Origin of the sequence: Fulvimarina endophytica, from assembly GCF_003403015.1 — a bacterium.
In the GTDB taxonomy this organism is placed as follows: domain Bacteria; phylum Pseudomonadota; class Alphaproteobacteria; order Rhizobiales; family Rhizobiaceae; genus Fulvimarina; species Fulvimarina endophytica.
The window spans coordinates 218,792-237,481 of the sequence record NZ_QURL01000005.1 but is presented as its reverse complement, the minus strand read 5'-3'; the positions used below and the strand labels follow the sequence as shown (position 1 = coordinate 237,481).

The window sequence follows — 18,690 nt, the reverse complement described above, 5'->3', positions numbered from 1 at the left end:
AGACTGCGCAGCCGGTCGACAGGCGTAACCGCCCGAACGACCAGCCGGCGGAATCAGGGCAGGGCGGTTCGCATCCTTGCGAACGCCCCGCCTCACGCTTTTCACTCCACTGGCGGCTCGCCCGCGACCATGTCCGGCTGCTTGCCGTAGGACAGTTCGCGCTTCAGCGAGGCATCCATCCGCCGCTGGCGCGACCGGGGTTCCAGCGTCTGGACTTCTCCCGTCTCGAGCGCGCGTTGGATGGCTTCCAGAACGCGCACGTCGAGGACGCCTTCCTCGCCGTTCGGCTCGGGCTCGCGATCGTTGAGGATGCAGTCGGAGAAATAGTCCGTCTCTCCGGCGAACTGATCGGTGACGGCCGCCTTCCGCGTCTCGCTTTCACCGGCTGCCGTCTCGATCTCATAGGTGATCGCAAGGTCCGGTGAGAACCCGAACGCGGGATCGGCGCGAATGGAGCCTTCCGATCCGATGAGGTGGAAAGTGTCGGCGCCGGCGCCCGAATAGCAGACGGTGAAGCTCGCCTGCCGGCCTTCGGTAAAGGTCAGCGTCACCGAGACGATATCCTCGCAATCGAGACCGCGCTCCGTCCGCGTCCCCGTCGCCGAGACCGCGATGGGTTCGGCCTCGAACAGATTGCGCACGGCGTTCAGCGGATAATTGCCCATATCGGGAACCGGGCCGCCCCAATAGCCGGATTTCGCCCTGTAGTTCGTCGCTCTCACCCGCTGGGAGAAGGTCGAGGTGAAGAAGCGCGGCTTGCCGATCTCGCCCTTGCGAACCGCCTCCACCATCGAGATCGTGCCAGGCTCGCAATGGAGACGATAGGCGATCATGAGCTTGGCGCCCGATGCTTTGGCCGCGGCCTCGATGGCTTCCGCGTCCTTAAGGCTTGTCGCCATCGGTTTTTCCAGAAGCACGTGGATGCCGGCCTTCAGGGCCGGCTCGGCGAATTTGCGATGCTGGTCGTTCGGTAGGCCGATATAGATCGCGTCGATCGTCCCGCTCTTCAGGAGTTCGTCATACTGCTCGTAGGTGTAGGTTTCGAGCCCGTAATCCTTGCCGAGCCGATCGTTCTTCTCGGGCGTTCCGGAAACGAGGGCGGTCAGGATCGAGTTCGATGTCTGGGCGACACCGGGCATGAAGGCGCATTGCGAGATCCAGCCGGCGCCGACGACGCCGTATCTGATCTTGCCTTCCAAACTGGGCATGGGACAACTCCGTGAATGTCTGGCCGCCTCGGAGTGGGCGGGCATTGCCTGCGATGGTAGTGCGCGGGGCCGCGCTTTGAACCACCCGGCAGGCAAGCTTGGCGTGCGACATCCACGCCGGTCCTGTCCAAGCCCGGCCTCGTGGGTTAGGGATGGCGGATTGGGACAAGACGGGGAGAGACCGACGATGAGCGAGCAGAGCTTCGAGACCAAGGCGATCCATGCCGGTGCGAAAGCCGATCCGACGACGGGCGCACGGGTGACACCGATCTATCAGACGACATCCTACCAGTTCGACAGCGTCGACCATGCCGCCTCGCTGTTCGGCCTTCAGGCCTTCGGCAACATCTATACGCGCATCATGAACCCCACGCAGGAGGTGCTCGAGCAGCGCGTCGCCGCGCTCGAAGGCGGCGCTGCGGCCCTCGCGGTCGCCTCCGGTCACGCGGCCCAGCTTCTGGTCTTCCACACGATCATGTCGCCGGGCGACGAATTCGTGGCCGCTCGCCAGCTTTACGGCGGCTCCATCAACCAGTTCGGCCACTCGTTCAAGAGTTTCGACTGGCGCGTGAAGTGGGCGGACATCACGGATCTGTCGACATTCGAGGCGGCGATCACCGATCGCACCAAGGCGATCTTCATCGAATCGATCGCCAATCCCGGCGGCGTCGTCACGGATATCGCGGGCATCGCGGAGATCGCGAGGAAGCACGGCCTTCCGCTCATCGTCGACAATACGATGGCGACCCCCTATCTGTGCCGTCCGCTCGAACACGGCGCCAATATCGTGGTCCACTCCCTGACCAAATTCATCGGCGGCCACGGCAATTCGATGGGCGGCATCATCGTCGATGGCGGCAATTTCGACTGGTCGGCCTCGGGGCGGTATCCGATGCTGTCCGCGGAAAGGCCCGAATATGCCGGCGTGAAGATCCACGAGACCTTCGGCGGCATGTCCTTCGCGATCGCTGCACGGGTCCTCGGTCTTCGCGATCTCGGGCCGGCCATCTCGCCGTTCAACGCCTTCATGATCCTCCAGGGCATCGAGACCCTGCCGCTGCGCATGCAGCGCCACTGCGAGAACGCCGTGAAGGTGGCCGAGCACCTGAAGTCTCACGACAAGGTTTCCTGGGTCTCTTATGGCGGTCTGAAAGGCGATCCGAGCCACGAGAACATGAAGCGCTACGCTCCGAACGGAGCCGGCGCGGTTCTCACCTTCGGCGTCAAGGGCGGCTACCAATCCGGCGTCACTTTCGTCGAGAGCCTGAAGCTGTTCTCGCACCTCGCCAATATCGGCGATACGCGCTCGCTCGTCATCCACCCGGCCTCCACGACGCACAAGCAGTTGGGGGAGGAGCAGAGGAAGTCCGCCGGAGCCGGCGAGGACGTGGTTCGGCTGTCGGTCGGGATCGAGGCGATCGACGATATCCTCGCCGATCTCGATCAGGCCCTGGCGGCGTTCTGATCCGCCTTACTCGGCCTTGCCTATCGCCTACGAAAAAGCCCGGCCTGAACCGGGCTTTTTCTCGTCTGATGCGATCCGACGGAACGGTTACTTGTCGTCCATCTTGCGGAACGCGTCGAGGGTGTTCTCGTCGGGTTCCCGCTTGACCCCGGCCTGGGCCTTGCGCTCGTTGTGCTGCGCGATCTGGTCCTTGGCCTGAAGCTTGTTGTCGCCCATCCGGTCGGATGCAATCTGATCCTCGCTGAGGATATCCGGATCGATCGTACCGGCCGGCTTGTCGCCGCCCTTGGGAGCGGTGTCGTCTCGTTCAGCCATGTTTCAATGTCCTTCGCGGTTCGGGTCTCGGACGGCTCAGCGCTCGATCTCGATCATGATCTCGTTGCGCTTCATGAAACCGGGCGTCCAGGGCGGGTTGTAGAAGGCGTATTCCGGATCGCCCTTCTGGGTCAGGTTGTTGTCCGCGATGTAATTGTAGAGGGTCATCAGCTTCTTGGATGCGAGCGTCGCGCTGAAGTTTCCGCTGAACTGCACCGAGACGACGCGGCGCGCTGCGACTTCCTTCAAGGCGACATCGCCCTGCTCCGGTGACGGAAGGGTCGCCATCGTGTGCTTCTTCGGCATGACGAAGCGAATGGCCCAGCCCTTCGTGTGACCATCGGAGTCGGCGAGCTGCTGGAGCACCGGCACCGTCATCTTGATCGACTTGCCGCCGCGATTCTTGGCCGCGATGTAGTCGTAGAGGGTGTCGAAGCCAGCCCTGCGGGCCTTTTCGTGATATCCGCTCTTCACCGTCTCCGCGATGATCATCGACTCGTAGTCGCGGATCTCGATGTCACCATCCTCGCGAACGACGTCGTAACCGGGTTCCTCGGTGCTTTCCTGGATCTTCTTGGTGATGTAGTAGGCCGCGCCGACCGCCGCGATGGCACCACCTGCGATGAGGAGAGCGGTCAGTTCCCGGTCGTGATCGCGGGCGCTATTGCGCAGCTTGTCGATCCCGCGCTGGCTCTGCATGCCGCGCTTGAAGCTCGTCGCCCTGGGCAGACGCAGGTCGGGCATGGAGGATGCCAGCGAGGCAAGGGCGCCGCGCGCCGAATCGTAACCGTCCTCCGTCGTGTCGCGGAGAGCCCTCAGCTGGCGCTTGGCATCGGACTTCGACGGCGTATGCCAGCCGGTCAGGAAGCTCGGCAGATAGCTGCCATAGGCCGGTTCGTTGTAGAACGGGGTCGCGCGCGCGACCGCATGGCGAACACGCTCGAAGCGCGAGGGCCGGGGGTCGAAGCGATGGGCGAGGTCGTGTTCCAGATCCGCCAGTCGTTCACCAATCGAATGCATGCTGTCGGACAATCCGTCCATAATTGAACGATCGCGGCTCATCTCGTACTCCTGCTCGGTCTGGTGTCTCTCTGCCGTCCGGCTTCTCTTCAGAAAGCGAACGGCCAATCTCCCACCGCCAACGCCAAGCCTGTGGAGTTGGTTGCGATGCGGAACAAAAACCGCTGCGCTCGTTGGGAAGGCGGGTTCCACGGTCACGTGGTCGCAGCGGCTGATTCACCGTGTTCGGAAAAATATCGCGACCGTCGCAACCTTGCATCACATCGCGCATTGACCGGCATCAGGTTTCTCATGACCTGATACTCCAGCCAAACTCTAAGGCGGCCTCCGAGCCGCCTCTTTTTTTGCCCGTCGTCATCGGCAGGCGCTGCGAACGCGCAATCCACGCGGATCGAGGAAGAGCATCCTCGTTGCCGAGGATGGTCGCCGCGCCGTCTTCTCCCAGTTTGATCGTCGAGGCATCGGCGAATTCGAACCATCCCGATGCCATTACGGAACGCGATGGACGGGAAAACGAGATGACCACGGCCGGCCGCCCCGACTGGTATGACGACCTCGACGGTACGCTCGCCAATGCGCTGCGGGAAATGGCGAGCGCGGTCGATGAGCGAGAGCACGGGTTCAGGACCTTCTCGCTCGCGACGCTTGCCGAGGATGGATCACCGCGGTCCCGGGTCGTCGTATTGCGCGAGGTGGAGGAGGGCGCCTGGCGGCTTCGCTTCAACTCCGATCTTCGCTCCGCCAAGATCGGCGAACTCGAACGGGAAGGCCGCGTCGCTCTCCTGTTCCACGACAAGGATTTGAAGCTTCAGCTGCGCCTTCGCGGCCGGGCGACGGTCCACGCGATCGGGGATGCCGGGCAGGGCGGTGCGCCGGTTGCCGCCCGGGCCTTCACCGATGCCAATTCGATGAGCCGCGTCTGCTACAGGGTGCGCCCCGGTCCCGGCACGCGGCTCGACGAGCCGGGCGGATACGATCACGCCGACGTCGCCAGCACCGAGGACGGCGATCCCGATGCGGATCCGGGGGCGCCGAATTTCGCCGCGATCACCGTCGACTGCGAGGAGATCGAGGTTCTCTACCTCGCCCGGGAGGGCCATCGCCGTTCACGTTTCCGGCGCGGTCCGGATGCGCAAGTCGAAGGCGAATGGCTGACCCCCTGAGCCAGCCCGCCCGTCTGGGCCGAAGACCCGTCTACTGCGCGTCTCCGCCGGCCATGGCGGCAAAGCCCCGTTCGAGATCGGCCTGGAGATCCCCGACGTTTTCGAGGCCGATCTGGAGCCGAAGAAGCGAGCCTCTGTCGGGACCCTTCGCGATGGTGCGGTCCGAGAGATCCACGAGCACGGCAAGGCTTTCGTGCCCGCCCCAGGAATAGCCGAGACCGAAGATCTCGAGGGCGTCGAGGAAGCGTCTCGCCGCGTCGCGGTCGCCGTCGACGACCACGCCGAAAAGCCCCGTCGACCCCGAAAACTGGCGTTTGAAGGCCTCATGATCGCTGAACGAGGCGAGCGCCGGGTGGAGGACTTCGAGAACATCCTCGCGGGCTTCCAGCCAATGGGCGAGATCGAGGGCCGCCTGCTGGTGATGGTGCAGGCGCACCGCCATCGTCTTCAAGCCGCGCAGGACGAGGGAGCAGTCGTCCGGTGCCGCATTGATGCCGAGCGCCGTCTGCATCTTCAGAAGCTTGCCCCAGCTGGCCTCGTTCGCCGAGACCGAGCCCATCAGAAGGTCCGAATGTCCGCCCGGATACTTGGTGAGCGCGTGGATCGAGAGGTCGACCCCGTGGTCGAGCGGGCGGAAGAAGAGCGGCGTCGCCCAGGTGTTGTCGAGCATGGTGACCGCACCGCCCGCATGCGCCGCATCGCAGATCGCGCGGACATCCTGGATCTCGAACGTGTTGGAGGCAGGCGTTTCGAGGAAGACAACGCTGGTTTCCGGGCGCATGAGGCCGGCAATGTCCGATCCGATATGCGGATCGTAATATTCGACGGTCACGCCCATGCGCTTCAGCACCTGATGGCAGAAGCGCCGGGTCGGCGCATAGACCGAGTCGACGACGAGCACGTGATCGCCGGCCGAGGCGAAGGCGAGAAGCGGCAGCGTCACCGCGGCGAGCCCCGATGGAACGAGGGCCGTGCCATATGCGCCTTCGAGGTCGCTCAGGGCATCCTCGAGGACACGCGTCGTCGGCGTACCGGCAAGACCATAGCTGTATCTCAGCGACTGGCGATCCTCCATCGCCGCGGTCGATTCGAACAGGACCGTCGAGCCGCGCACGATCGGCGGATTGACGAAACCGTGCATGGTCATCGGGTCGTAGGGCGGATGGGCCAGCCGCGTCTCGACGCCGCGTTTCGGTTTGTTCGGATTGTTCTTATGGCTCAAGAAATGGACCCCGGGTCTTCTTCGTTAACGCTTCCCACCATTTTGATGAGGAAACGCCTTCCGGAATTTATGCACAAGGTTGACCTGCACAAAAATTTATCATGACATAGCGACCGGACGAGAAGCGAAACGGGTTGGTGCCGCGCGCCGCCGTCCGCATCGAATTGCGAGAGCCCATCCATAGGGGTTCGCGGGTCGATCTTCCAGAAATACGATAACAAGAACCGTGTAGGGGAAGTGTATATGTCGCTCAAATTCCTGACCGCCGCCCTCGGACTCTCCGTCGCCACCCTCGTCGCGAGCGGTGCAGCGGCGCAGACGGCCCAGACGGTGAAGGATCGAGGCACGCTGCGCTGTGGCGTCAACACCGGTCTGCCGGGCTTCGCATCGCAGAACGATCAGGGCGAATGGCAGGGTCTGGACGTCGATTACTGCCGCGCCGTCGCGACCGCCGTCCTCGGCGATCCGAGCAAGGTCACCTTCTCGCCCCTGTCGGCCGTCCAGCGTTTCCCGGCCCTCCAGAACAACGAGATCGATCTCCTCGCCCGTAACACCACCTGGACGATGGATCGCGACACCGCGCTCGGTCTCGATTTCGTCGGCGTGAACTACTACGACGGCCAGGGCTTCATGGTGAAGAACGACCTCGGCGTCAGCTCGGCGCTGGAACTGTCGGGCGCGACGATCTGCGTTCAGTCCGGCACGACGACCGAGCTGAACCTCGCCGACTACTTCAAGACCAACAACATGGAATACAATCCGGTCGTCATCGAGTCCCAGTCCGACGTGAACTCGGCCTATGATTCGGGACGTTGCGACGTTCTGACGACCGACGCATCCGGCCTTGCCGCCTCGCGTCTGGAGATGGCCAATCCGGACGACCACACCATCCTGCCCGAGATCATCTCGAAGGAACCCCTCGGACCTGCCGTGCGCCAGGGTGACGACTCCTGGGCGAACATCGTCCGCTGGACCCACTACGCCCTGCTCAATGCCGAGGAACTCGGCGTGAACCAGGACAATGTGGAAGAGATGAAGAACTCTGAGAACCCGGATATCCGCCGTCTCCTGGGCGAGGATGCCAATTTCGGCGAGGCGCTCGGCCTTCCGAAGGACTGGGCCGCCCAGGTCATCACCGCGGTCGGCAATTACGGCGAGATCTTCGAGCGCAATATCGGCGTGAACACGCCGCTGAAGATCCAGCGCGGCCAGAATGCGCTGTGGACCGAGGGCGGTCTGCAGTACGGCATGCCGATCCGCTGAGATTAGTGCGGCGCGGCCGCGGCGACGGACGGGCACCTTCGTCGGCCGCGGCCCCTGACTTCGAAGACGACGGATCGGCGCACCGCGCCGGTCCGTTCCTGACACCAAAAAAGCGACAAGAAGCCCTTACCCCAAGAGGTTTGAATGGCCGTCGACACTTCTGGCGCCTGACAGGGACGTTCCGCGTCCTCGTCCTCCGGACTGCTGACCGATCCGAAAATCCGATCCATCGCGATCCAGACGACGATGATCGTCGGTCTCGTGCTGTTCGCCTGGTGGCTGATCGACAACACGGCTCGCAACCTCGCCCAGGCCAATATCGCATCCGGGTTCGGATTCCTGACCAACCGGGCCGGCTTCGACATCGGACAGACGCCGATCGCCTATTCGAACGCCTCGACCTATGGCCGGGCGCTTCTCGTCGGCCTCGTCAACACGCTCCTCGTCGCGGGTGCCGGCATCGTCTTCGCGACCATCGTCGGGTTCATCATCGGCATCGGACGCCTGTCGCAGAACTTTCTCGTCCGGCTTCTCTCCACCGTCTACGTGGAGATCTTCCGCAACATTCCGCCGCTCCTGGTCATCCTCTTCTGGTATTTCGGCGTCATCTCGGTTCTCGACGGCCCGCGCGGCGTCGAGGAGAATCCCTTCGGCTTCTACCTCACCAATCGCGGTCTCCAGACGCCGACCCTGATCTTCGGCGCGCTGGCCTGGGCGAGCCTCGCCGCCTTCGCGGTCGGTATCGTCGCAGCGGTCTGGCTCGCAAAGCGCAACAAGGCCCACCAGTCGAAGACCGGCGTTCGCAAGCCGATCCTGTGGAGCGTTCTGGCCCTCGTTCTCGGCCTGCCGCTCGCCGTCTTCGTCCTGACGGGCCTTCCGGCGACCGTCGAGGTTCCGACGCCCTCTCGGTTCAATCTTCAGGGCGGGTTCCAGATCCGGCCCGAATTCGTCGCCCTCTTCCTGGCGCTCTCGCTCTACACGGCGGCCTTCATCGCCGAGATCGTGCGGGCGGGCATCCTGTCGGTCTCACGCGGGCAGACGGAGGCCGCCTCGGCGCTCGGTCTGCGCCGGGGCAAGATCCTGCGGCTCGTCGTCGTCCCGCAGGCCTTCCGCGTCATCATCCCGCCGCTCACGAGCCAGTATCTGAACCTCATCAAGAACTCGTCCCTCGGCCTTGCGATCGGCTATCCCGAACTCTTCGCGATCGGCACGACGGTTCTCAACCAGTCGGGCCAGTCGATCGAGATCATCGTGATCAGCATGGGGGTCTATCTCACCATCAGCATCGTCGTGTCGCTCTTCATGAACTGGTTCAATACGAAAATGGCCCTGGCGGAGCGGTAGGAGCGGACAGATGCAAGAGCACAGCAGCGCCTTCGTCGCGACGCGGGAACTCCCGCAGCTCGCACCGCCCCGCAAGAACGACGGCCCACTTGCCGTCGTGCGGACCAACCTATTCTCGACGCCCCTCGACACGGTGCTGACGCTCGCCTGCGCGGCGTTCCTTATCTGGGTCGCGGTCAAGCTCGTCGATTTCGTCTGGGTGAGCGCCGTCTTCGTCGGCGACAATCGCGAAGCCTGCCTCGTGGAGGGCGGGGGCCATGGCGGCGCCTGCTGGGCGTTCGTCGAGGCCAAGTTCGGGCAGTTCGTCTACGGCACCTACCCGCTCGAGCAGCGCTGGCGGGTGGATGCGATCTTCCTTGCCCTCGCGGCGCTCATCGCAGCCCTCGTGGTTCCGAACATGCCCTACAAGCGGATCAACGCCGTTCTTCTCTTCGCGGTCTTCCCGATCGTCTCGCTCGTTCTTCTCACCGGCGGCGAATTCGACCTGCCGGGCGGCACGATCGCGCTCGCCCTCATCCTCGCTGCGGCCGTCACCCTGAGCGGCGTCGGGTCGTCGCCGCGCGTCGGGTTTTCGCGGCTCGACATGCGGGCCGCGATCTGGCTCGCCCTTGCGGCCTTCGCCCTCGCGCTTCTCGCGATCGTCGTCGATCTCGGCTCGGTCAGGGTGCTGGTCTTCGATTTCAGCATCCTGACGCTCCTCTCCGCGCTCGCCGCCCTCGCATCGATCGCGCTCGCCATCGCGGCAGGGCTCAGAGCGGGGTCCGGCGGCGTTGTCGCGCTGTTCACGCCGCTCGTCTTCGCTCTCCTCTTTGTCGTCGCGCTGAGTGGCGATTTCGGCCTCTCCCATGTCCCGACCAATCGGTGGGGCGGGCTGATGCTGACCCTCGTGGTCGCCTTCTCGGTCATCGCGGCCTCGCTTCCGCTCGGCATCCTGCTCGCGCTCGGCCGCCGCTCGCACATGCCGGCCATCCGACTGTTCTGCATCATCTTCATCGAGTTCTGGCGCGGCGTTCCGCTGATCACCGTGCTCTTCATGGCGACCTTCATGCTGCCGCTGTTCATGCCGGACGGCGTGAACTTCAACTCGCTGCTGCGCGTCGTCGTCGGGTTCTCGATGTTCGCGGGTGCCTACATGGCCGAGGTGATCCGCGGCGGTCTGCAGGCGATTCCGCGAGGGCAGTACGAGGGCGCCGATGCCATGGCGCTGTCCTACTGGCAGAAGATGCGTCTCATCATCCTGCCGCAGGCGCTGAAGATCGTGATCCCGGGCATCGTCAACACCTTCATCGGCGTCTTCAAGGACACGTCGCTGGTCTACATCATCGGTCTCGCCGATCTCCTCGGCACCGTGAAGCGGGGCTTTGCGGACCCCAACTGGATCACGCCGACGACGCCCGCCACGGGCCTGCTCTTCGCCGCCTGCATCTATTGGGTCTTCTGCTTCGGCATGTCCCGCTATTCGATCTTCGTCGAGCGCCGCCTCGACACCGGACACAAACGATAAGGACGTCTCTCCATGTCCCATACCCAGGAACAGGCACCGGTAACGCCCGCTGCGCCCCGTATCTCCGAAGAGGTCGCGGTCGAGATGGATCACGTCAACAAGTGGTATGGCGAGTTCCACGTGCTGCGCGACATCAATCTGACGGTCCAGAAGGGCGAGCGGATCGTCATCTGCGGGCCCTCGGGGTCCGGCAAGTCGACCATGATCCGGTGCATCAACCGGCTGGAAGAGCATCAGAAGGGCCGGATCGTCGTCGACGGGATCGAACTCACGGGTGATCTGAAGAAGATCGACGAGGTGCGCCGCGAGGTCGGCATGGTGTTCCAGCACTTCAACCTGTTCCCGCACCTGACCATTCTCGAAAACTGCACGCTCGCGCCGATCTGGGTCCGCAAGATGCCCAAGAAGAAGGCCGAGGAGATCGCGATGCACTATCTCGAGCGGGTCAAGATTCCGGAACAGGCGAACAAGTATCCCGGCCAGCTCTCCGGCGGTCAGCAGCAGCGCGTCGCCATCGCGCGCTCGCTCTGCATGAACCCGCGCATCATGCTGTTCGACGAGCCGACCTCGGCGCTCGATCCGGAGATGATCAAGGAAGTCCTCGACGTCATGGTGGGTCTCGCCGAAGAGGGCATGACCATGCTCTGCGTGACCCACGAGATGGGTTTTGCCCGGCAGGTGGCCAACCGCGTGATCTTCATGGATCGCGGCCAGGTCGTCGAGCAGAACGAACCGAAGGCGTTCTTCGACAATCCCCAGCACGAACGCACGAAGCTGTTCCTGTCGCAGATCCTTCACTGACGCGCGAAGAAACGCGCCGACATCAGGGAGAGGGCGGGCCGGCGCGGGATGCGGCCCGCGGGGCCGTCGTGCGCGGGGCGCTCGTCCGTGCGGCCCATCCCATGTGCGATGATCTTCGGTCCCGAGCCGGACCGCGTCCGTGGACCCACGGCGATTGCGGATGCGGCGTCGCCGCCAATTCGAAGAAGCTCCACCGGATCTCAGCCGTCAGCCAGGTACGGATGAAGATCGATATTGATGCCTGACGATCCCGGAACGAGCGATCACGTTTTACGTTACCGAGGCGTGGGGTTGGAGAGTAGGCTCCGGCGCATATCGGAGGCCATGACTTGGCGAAGAACGACGAGAAGGTGTCCGCCGATAGCCAGGGGTCGGTCACCTCTATCGGCCTTATCGCTCGCCAGACCATCGAAGCGGGACCGCGATGGGCGGTCATCGGGATCTTCTTCATCCTTTTCTTCGGTGGGCTCTACCTGACGGCGAGCTTCGTCCTGCCGGTCATCCTCGCGCTTCTCTTCGCCCTCATCATGAGCCCGATCGTGCGCTTCCTGCGCCGCCGGCTGAAGATCTGGGAGCCGATCTCCGCCTTCGTCCTCGTGATCGGATCGCTGGCCTTCCTGACCTTCGGTTTCTACATGCTGAGCGCTCCGATCGGCCAGATCATCAGTAACGCGCCACGCTACGCCCAGGCGGTTGATCGGGAAATCCGCGAGGTCCAGGGGCGCTTCCAGACCCTGCAGGCGGCTACTCGGGAGATGAGCGGCGAAGGGGGCGAAAGCCGGATGGGACCCAACGAGCTCCCGCCGTCACCATTCGCCCGGCCGTCCAGCGAAGGGCCCCAGGAGGTCGTGGTCCAGAACCCCGGGCTGATCGACAACGCCGCCAGCGCATTGCCGACCGTTCTCGCATCCGTTCTCTTCTCGCTCGTCTTTCTGTTCTTCCTTCTCGCATCGGGGGACATGTTCTACGCCAAACTCGTCCGCCTGATGCCGACCCTCTCCGACAAGAAGAAAGCGCTTCATATCGCCCATGATATCGAGCGGGAGCTGTCGCGCTACTTTCTGACCATCACCGTGATCAACACCGGTCTCGGAATCGCCGTCGGTACCGGCCTCTGGTATGCCGGCATGCCGTCGCCCGTCGTCTTCGGCGCCCTTGCGACCCTTCTCAACTTCATTCCCTATCTCGGATCCCTGTTCGGCATGGCGCTGGTCGGCGTCATCGCGCTTGCCGATTTCGGGAGTCTCGCTGAAGCCTCCGTGCCCGTTCTCATCTATCTCGCCTGCACGACGATCGAGGGCCAGTTCGTGACACCGACGGTCGTCGGACGCAGGCTTCAGATGAATGCCGCTGCCGTGTTTCTCTCGGTCGCCTTCTGGGGGTGGATCTGGGGCGTCGCGGGCATGTTCCTTGCCGTGCCGCTGATGGTCGCGATCAAGGTCTTCGCGACCTATATCGAAAGCCTCGCCGCGTTCGGCGCATTCCTCTCGGGCGAAGAGATCGAGGCCGACGGCTCGTCGGACTGAACGCCCGATCGTCCGATCGAAGGGCCAGACAGCGAAAAACCGGGCCGAAGCCCGGTTTTTCTTGATTCAGAGGTCGTTTCGGGCGGGAGCCCTACAGGACGCCGACGACCATTGCCCCAACAAAGGCGAACGCGGCACATACCATCAGCACATTGAATGAACGAATGCTGTCCATGTGTCTGTCTCCTCTTTCCGCTTGCTTTCGCGACCTGCCGGAACGGCGGTCGCCTTGCGAAGCGCTCTCAGACCGACCTTTGCGCAACGTTGGACGTCACGCACTCCCGATCGGACAAGACTTCAACTTGGTTGATCGGGTGACCGTTAACAAGTGCCTTTCGATGGTGCGCCGCGAAGCGTCACGACATTTTTTAAGGCTCGCACCATCCAACCTTTCGTAAGTCAGGGCTCGCGACCGTTTCGCTCGCGCAGTGCGAATCATACTTTGCCAGCCACGGACCCGGTCCGGCCGGCGATCGTCCGCTCGATGGCCGAGGCGATCGCAAGGGCACGGGCATCGCGGCCGAAACGGGTGATCAGGGATATGCCGAGCGGCAGGCCATCCGTGGTCGAAAGGCCCGGAATGTTGACGACCGGATTGCCGGTGAGCGTCCAGAGCTTCGCGATCGTCGGGTCTCCGGTGGAGCCGAGACCCTTCGGAGGCGGACCGAAGGCGGAAGCCGAGATCAGGCCGTCGACGCTCTCGAAAAGGGCATTGGCAGCCTTGCGGGCGACCCGGGCCGAACGGCGCGCCGCATCGTAGCTGACGGCATCGATCGTCTGGCCGTCCGCGAGAATGCCGCGCACCTTGGCGCCCATGCGGTCGGCCGCGCCATGGAACTCGTGGTGCAGCGCGCGCGCCGCCTCGTAACCCTGAAGAGCGGTATGGCTCTGCCGGCCTTCCTCCAGAGCTGCCGGCTCGCTTACGTCCACGATTCGGGCGCCCTGTCCCTCCAGCAAAGCGACGAGACTTTCGAGGGCCGCCGCCATTTCGGGCTCGATCCGGGTGTCGAGGCTCGTGCGGTAGAAGCCGAGGGTGAGCCCTGAGAGATCGGTCAGCGCGGGCATTGCGAGTTCGCGGCCGGTCAAAAGTGCCGCGAACAGCGCGAGATCGTCCACGGACCGGGCGAACAGGCCCGCCGTGTCGAGGGACCACGAAAAGGTCTTCATGCCGACGGTCGGCAGCAGCCGGAAGCTCGGCTTGAAGCCGGCGATGCCGCAGAACGAGGCCGGCCGGATCACCGAGCCGCCGGTCTGCGAGCCGTAGGCGGCCGCGCAGAAGCCGGCGGCGACGGAGGCGGCCGAGCCGGAGGACGAGCCGCCGGGCGTATGGCCCGGTGCGGCCGGGTTCTGCGTGTCGGTCGGATCGAGGGAGGCGAGCTCGGTCGTCGCCGTCTTGCCCATGATGGTGGCACCCTGAGACCGGGCCATGGCCACGAGCGGTGCATCGAAACGGGGCTGATGACCCTTGTAGAGGGCCGAGCCCATTTCGGTCGGCATATCGGCCGTGTCGAAGATATCCTTCACGCCGACCGATACACCGGCGAGCCCGCCCTGCTGCGCCGGGCGCGGGGACTGGGCCAGATGGACGAAGGCCTTCAGGTCCGCGTCGCCCGCAGAGATGCGCCTCGCCGACTCGGCGATCGCATCCTCGGCCGTGACGGCGCCTGCGTCGATCCCTTCGAGAATGGCACGGACGCTCAGTGTCTCTCGATCCAGAATGGTGGTCGGCATGGGTGATCCTTCGTCAGATGGGAAACGGCGCGGAGCCCTGTCTCGCATGGCGGCACAGGGGAGTGCCAGTGCGAAGTCGGATACCGAAGTCGGAGACCGGCGGCTGGAGACCGGGTGCGCCCAGCGAAGGTGTCCGAGCACCCAGTCGACGGCCTCGCCGATCTCCGTCGTCGTCCTCGTTTCGGCGTCGCACGATCGGCGCTCGATCATGATGACGGGGAGGGCCAGGCCCCGGGCGGCTTCGATCTTGGCGTAGGAGGCCGACCCGCCCGAGTTCCGGCAGACGAGATGGGTGACGCCGAGCGAGGCGAAGAGGTCCCGTTCGGCCCCGGCATCCGCCGCCGGCTTCGCGAACACGATCTCGATCGTGGGTGGAAGAGGGCCGGACGGGGGCTCGATCATCCGCGCGACGGGACGGATGTCGGGTCGCAGCGACAGCGCGGCGAGATGCTGCGATCCGAGCGCGACGAAGGGCCGTGCCCCTCTCGGCAGTGCCATGACAGCCTCGGCTTCCGATCGCCGCCGGATCCAGTGGTCCCCCTCGCGGGGCGACCATTGCGGGCGGGTGAGGCGCAGAAGCGGTATGGAGGTCAGTCGTGCCGCCTGGCGCGCGTTCTCGGAGATGCGGTCGGCGAAGGGGTGCGTCGCATCGACGACGGCCGCGATCGCGTTCGCATGAAGATAGGCGGCAAGACCATCGGCGCCCCCGAACCCGCCCGTTCTGGATACGGTCTGCGGCGGAAGAACCGGATGGCGGGTCCGGCCGGCGAGGGAGAGAACGACGGGACAATGAGGCGCGGCCTCGTGGAGTGCGCGGCCGAGCGCATTGGCCTCGGACGTTCCGCCGAGTATCAGCACCGGAGGCGGGGAAGGCTCATCGGGCATGGGCGACGACATGGCCCGAGCGATCGGTCACGAGAATATCGATGGCGATGGGCGCGCCGCGCAGAAGCTCCCTCGCGCAGATTTGTGCGTTTCGGGCGACCGGCCCGGCGAGATCGAAACCCGCATCCGTGCCGATATCGAGCGCCTCCTTCGCCGTGTTGGCCCCCCTGATCCGCGCGGCGACATCATCCCGACCGGCCTCGGCAGCAAGGCCGGCGAGGAACGCGAAATCCACTTGGCTGCGGCCCGAGTGAAGATCCATCGCGCCCTGGGCGAGCTTGGAGAGCTTGGCGAAACCGCCCGCGATCGTCAGGCGCTCGACCGGGTGGGTGCGCAGATATTTGAGAAGACCGCCCGCGAAATCGCCCATGTCGAGAAAGGCGAGTTCGGGAAGGTCGGGATAGACCGTCCTCGCTGCCGCCTCGCTGGTGGAACCGGTCGGCCCGACGAGATGGCTCAACCCCGCGGCCCGGGCGACATCGACGCCGCGGTGGATGGCGTTGATCCAGGAGGCGCAGGAGAAAGGGTGGACGATGCCGGTCGTCCCGAGGATCGAGAGGCCGCCGAGAATGCCGAGACGCGGGTTCCAGGTCTTTTCCGCCAGCGCCTCGCCGCCGGGAATGGAGATCGTCACCTCGAAATCCGGGGCGAGGGCATGGGCCTCGCAGATCTCTTCGACGACCGAACGGATCATCTGTCTCGGAACGGGATTGATGGCCGGCTCGCCGGGCGGGATCGGCAGACCTTCGCGGGTGACGGTGCCGACCCCTTCGCCGGCCCTGAAGACGAGACCTCTGCCTGCCTGGGCGCGGCCGATCGTGACGACGATCTCCGCGAGATGGGTCACGTCCGGGTCGTCGCCGGCATCCTTCACGATGCTCGCCTCGGCCGTCTCGTTCGTCAGGCGATGCCGGGATAGCGCGAAGGCGGGCTCTTCCCCCTTGGGCAGGCGGATGGAGACGGGGTCGGGAAATTCGCCGGTGAGAAGGCCGTTGAGCGCGGCCTTTGTCGCGGCCGTCGCGCAGGCCCCGGTCGTCCAGCCGCGCCGCAAACCCGTCGCGCCGTCCTTCCGTTTCACTGTCCTGCCGTCATCGCTCATAGCCGACATATATGGGGAAATCGCGGTGCCGAATACGGGTTTCACGCGAAACAGCAGAGCGTGAGGAGACCTCCCGCTTCGACGATCTGCTGAAGCGCGCCGAGCGTATCGCCTGTCTGACCCCCCAGTCGCCGCTCGAGACATCGCCGAAACGCGACAAAGGTCGCGGCGGCAACGACGAGGGCGGTCAGCATCGCAAGGAAGCCGGACGCCGGCCAGGCGAGAACCGCGAAGATCAGCATTCCGAGGCCGGAGGCGAGACGCCCCGTCCGTCTCGATGGACGGCCTGCCCGATCGGCGATGCCGCCGGGCGCGGCCGGAGGCAGACTTGCCCAGAGCCCCGCCATCAGGCCCCGGCCGAGGGCGGCAAGACCGAGAAGGGCGAGGCTCGCAGCGAGCGGGGAGACGGCGACGAGCTGCGCGAGGAAGAGCGTCCGGCCGAGGCAGGACAGAACGAGGGCGAGGGCGCCATAGGTTCCGACCCGGCTGTCCTTCATCACCTCGAGGGCGCGCTCGCGCGGAAGATGGCCGAACAGCCCGTCGGCGACATCGGCAAGCCCATCCTCGTGCAGCGCTCCCGTCACGACGATGGAGACCGCGATCGCCGCAAGAGCGACTGCCTCGACCGAGAGACCGCTCGACGAGAGAGCGAGGAGAACGATCACGGAGGGGAGGATCGCGACGAGCCCCGCAAGTGGGAATGTCCAGGCATCGTCGCCGAGAGGGTGCGAGCCGTCGCCGAATGCGGAAGCCGGCACGGGCAGCCGCGTCAGGAACGAGATGGAGCGCAGGAGGGGGCTGAAAGGCGCGGTCATCGCTTCTCGTCGCAAGCTTTGCGGACCCGTGCAAGCGAAGGAAGACGTTACCAGCGCAGAAGCTTTGAGCCCGCGACGGCACCGAGCGCGACGAGAACGAGGGCTGCGAGCGAGTACCAGGTCGCAACGAAGAGCGGCGAGTCGTTGGTGCAGCGCGCGGCATAGAAGAAGGAGGCGAACCCGGCTGCGGCAAGGCCGCACAACGCGCCCTGGAGCGCCGGTCTCACCGGCGCGCGCTCGTAGGACGCGTAAAGGAAGAGCCCGAGCGGAACGAGCCCGAGAAGCGGCACGACGACCATGCATGTCGCGCCATTCGAGAACGACAGGAGCGAGACCCAGCGATCCGACGGCGTCGCGGAGAGTTCGAACGCCACCGCCAAGACGAGAAGGACGGCCGGAGCGGCAAGCCGAAGCATTCCGCGCCCGCTACCGGTGGGTGATGCGAGGTCCCGGACCGCACTGAGGGCGAAGACGGCGACAAGGGCCGAGAGAACGAATTTGAAGACGAACCAGACGGAACCGAGGGCCGACATGAAATCGGGACGGATGCCGAGGGTTGCGAAGAGTGCGAGGCCCGCCGCCATCGCCGCGCCCGCCGCCATCCAGCGCCAGCTTGTGACCGATATCGCCGGGTTCCTCGCTCCGTCCGCGCTGAGCCGTGCGATGAGATCCTCCGTTCTCATGGCTTGCGCTCCCGAAGCTCCGCCAGCGCCTTCAGACCGCGATGGAACGCGATGCGAACCGCGCCCGGCGTGATCTTCAGTTTCGCGGCGGTCTCGTCGATCGAGTGACCATCGATCGAGATCGCGGTCACCACCTCGCGCGAGCGGCCGTCGAGCGCGTCGACGGACCGGCGCATGTCGGATTCGCGCAGGCCGGACTCGTCAGGAAGCACGGCCATCGTGTTCGCATGATCGGAGATATCGACTTCGATGCGCCGCCCATGCTTTCGGAATGCATCGATCGCCTTGTAGCGGGCGATGGCGAAGAGCCACGGCTCCACCGGCTCGTCCGTCTTCCACGTATGGCGCTTGGCGTGGACCGCCATGAGTATCTCCTGCACCAGATCCTCGGCGTCGAAGCCCGGCAGTCCCGGCGGGAGCCTGGACCTGCAAAAACCGCGCAGGGACGCCGCAGCCCGTTCCAGGAAGCGGCGATAGTCGTCCTCGTTTCCGGCAAGGGCCGAACGGAAGAGTTGAGCGAGATCGCCGCGACCCGGCTTTTCGCCGGACTTCATCTGTCTGAATTCGCCGAGCGGTCGAGCATCGTTACATCGCTGGTGTCTGATCTTGCCGCACCCTCGGCGGTTCGCCGGCCGGCTTCACGCCC

The 18,690-nt window shown here is 64.9% G+C and carries 17 protein-coding genes; 7 read left to right on the top strand and 10 right to left on the bottom strand.

Annotation, left to right across the window (positions count from 1 at the left end; translation table 11 throughout):
• Positions 1-101 precede the first annotated feature (101 nt).
• Positions 102-1,208, bottom strand: coding sequence for a Gfo/Idh/MocA family protein (locus tag DYI37_RS13115; protein WP_116683709.1), 1,107 nt, complete (start codon positions 1,206-1,208; stop codon positions 102-104).
• Between the two features lie 187 nt (positions 1,209-1,395).
• Between DYI37_RS13115 and DYI37_RS13110 the strand changes: the two genes are divergently transcribed.
• On the top strand, positions 1,396-2,673 hold the full coding sequence (locus tag DYI37_RS13110) for an O-acetylhomoserine aminocarboxypropyltransferase (RefSeq protein WP_116683708.1): 1,278 nt from the start codon (positions 1,396-1,398) through the stop codon (positions 2,671-2,673).
• Between the two features lie 87 nt (positions 2,674-2,760).
• Here the strand turns inward: DYI37_RS13110 and DYI37_RS13105 are convergent, their stop codons facing one another.
• The 3 genes from DYI37_RS13105 to DYI37_RS20020 all read right to left on the bottom strand — a co-directional run bounded on the left by DYI37_RS13105 (position 2,761) and on the right by DYI37_RS20020 (position 4,498).
• The gene (locus DYI37_RS13105; RefSeq protein ID WP_116683707.1) at positions 2,761-2,988 is read right to left on the bottom strand and encodes a hypothetical protein; all 228 of its coding nucleotides are present in this window, start codon (positions 2,986-2,988) and stop codon (positions 2,761-2,763) included.
• A gap of 36 nt (positions 2,989-3,024) precedes the next feature.
• The gene (locus DYI37_RS13100; protein ID WP_245413905.1) at positions 3,025-4,008 is read right to left on the bottom strand and encodes an SOUL family heme-binding protein; all 984 of its coding nucleotides are present in this window, start codon (positions 4,006-4,008) and stop codon (positions 3,025-3,027) included.
• A 289-nt stretch (positions 4,009-4,297) separates the two neighbouring features.
• Positions 4,298-4,498, bottom strand: a complete 201-nt coding sequence (locus DYI37_RS20020; protein ID WP_158555174.1) for a hypothetical protein — start codon at positions 4,496-4,498, stop codon at positions 4,298-4,300.
• Between the two features lie 28 nt (positions 4,499-4,526).
• Here DYI37_RS20020 and DYI37_RS13095 point away from each other — a divergent pair, with 28 nt between their 5' ends.
• Positions 4,527-5,171 carry a pyridoxamine 5'-phosphate oxidase family protein gene (locus tag DYI37_RS13095; RefSeq protein WP_158555173.1) on the top strand — a complete coding sequence of 215 codons (645 nt, stop codon included), beginning with the start codon at positions 4,527-4,529 and terminating at the stop codon, positions 5,169-5,171.
• A gap of 31 nt (positions 5,172-5,202) precedes the next feature.
• On the opposite strand, the gene metC is transcribed toward DYI37_RS13095, so the two are convergent.
• The gene (metC, locus tag DYI37_RS13090) at positions 5,203-6,393 is read right to left on the bottom strand and encodes a cystathionine beta-lyase (RefSeq protein ID WP_116683704.1); all 1,191 of its coding nucleotides are present in this window, start codon (positions 6,391-6,393) and stop codon (positions 5,203-5,205) included.
• Between the two features lie 243 nt (positions 6,394-6,636).
• On the opposite strand from metC, the gene DYI37_RS13085 reads away from it, so the two are divergent.
• The 5 genes from DYI37_RS13085 to DYI37_RS13065 all read left to right on the top strand — a co-directional run bounded on the left by DYI37_RS13085 (position 6,637) and on the right by DYI37_RS13065 (position 12,831).
• Positions 6,637-7,656 (top strand): amino acid ABC transporter substrate-binding protein, encoded by a 1,020-nt coding sequence (locus DYI37_RS13085; RefSeq protein WP_116683703.1) that lies wholly within the window; start codon positions 6,637-6,639, stop codon positions 7,654-7,656.
• A gap of 246 nt (positions 7,657-7,902) precedes the next feature.
• Positions 7,903-9,000, top strand: a complete 1,098-nt coding sequence (locus tag DYI37_RS13080) for an amino acid ABC transporter permease (protein WP_199520155.1) — start codon at positions 7,903-7,905, stop codon at positions 8,998-9,000.
• A 10-nt stretch (positions 9,001-9,010) separates the two neighbouring features.
• Positions 9,011-10,504 (top strand): amino acid ABC transporter permease, encoded by a 1,494-nt coding sequence (locus tag DYI37_RS13075; RefSeq protein ID WP_116683702.1) that lies wholly within the window; start codon positions 9,011-9,013, stop codon positions 10,502-10,504.
• 84 nt (positions 10,505-10,588) lie between these two features.
• Positions 10,589-11,305 carry an amino acid ABC transporter ATP-binding protein gene (locus DYI37_RS13070; protein WP_210209335.1) on the top strand — a complete coding sequence of 239 codons (717 nt, stop codon included), beginning with the start codon at positions 10,589-10,591 and terminating at the stop codon, positions 11,303-11,305.
• Between the two features lie 329 nt (positions 11,306-11,634).
• Positions 11,635-12,831 (top strand): AI-2E family transporter, encoded by a 1,197-nt coding sequence (locus DYI37_RS13065; protein WP_116683700.1) that lies wholly within the window; start codon positions 11,635-11,637, stop codon positions 12,829-12,831.
• A 435-nt stretch (positions 12,832-13,266) separates the two neighbouring features.
• On the opposite strand, the gene DYI37_RS20305 is transcribed toward DYI37_RS13065, so the two are convergent.
• Genes DYI37_RS20305 through DYI37_RS13040 form a run of 5 tightly spaced genes read right to left on the bottom strand, consistent with a single transcriptional unit; the run spans position 13,267 to position 18,598 of the window.
• Positions 13,267-15,447, bottom strand: a complete 2,181-nt coding sequence (locus tag DYI37_RS20305) for a cobalt-precorrin-6A reductase (protein ID WP_158555172.1) — start codon at positions 15,445-15,447, stop codon at positions 13,267-13,269.
• Positions 15,437-16,546 carry a cobalt-precorrin-5B (C(1))-methyltransferase gene (locus DYI37_RS13055; protein WP_116683698.1) on the bottom strand — a complete coding sequence of 370 codons (1,110 nt, stop codon included), beginning with the start codon at positions 16,544-16,546 and terminating at the stop codon, positions 15,437-15,439. The genes DYI37_RS20305 and DYI37_RS13055 overlap by 11 nt, the downstream gene beginning before the upstream one ends.
• 41 nt (positions 16,547-16,587) lie before the next feature.
• Positions 16,588-17,361, bottom strand: coding sequence for an adenosylcobinamide-GDP ribazoletransferase (gene cobS / locus DYI37_RS13050; RefSeq protein WP_116683697.1), 774 nt, complete (start codon positions 17,359-17,361; stop codon positions 16,588-16,590).
• 47 nt (positions 17,362-17,408) lie between these two features.
• A complete protein-coding gene (locus DYI37_RS13045) occupies positions 17,409-18,044 on the bottom strand; it encodes an NrsF family protein (protein WP_116683696.1) in 636 nt (211 codons plus the stop codon).
• The gene (locus tag DYI37_RS13040; protein ID WP_116683695.1) at positions 18,041-18,598 is read right to left on the bottom strand and encodes a sigma-70 family RNA polymerase sigma factor; all 558 of its coding nucleotides are present in this window, start codon (positions 18,596-18,598) and stop codon (positions 18,041-18,043) included. The genes DYI37_RS13045 and DYI37_RS13040 overlap by 4 nt, the downstream gene beginning before the upstream one ends.
• Positions 18,599-18,690: the final 92 nt, after the last annotated feature.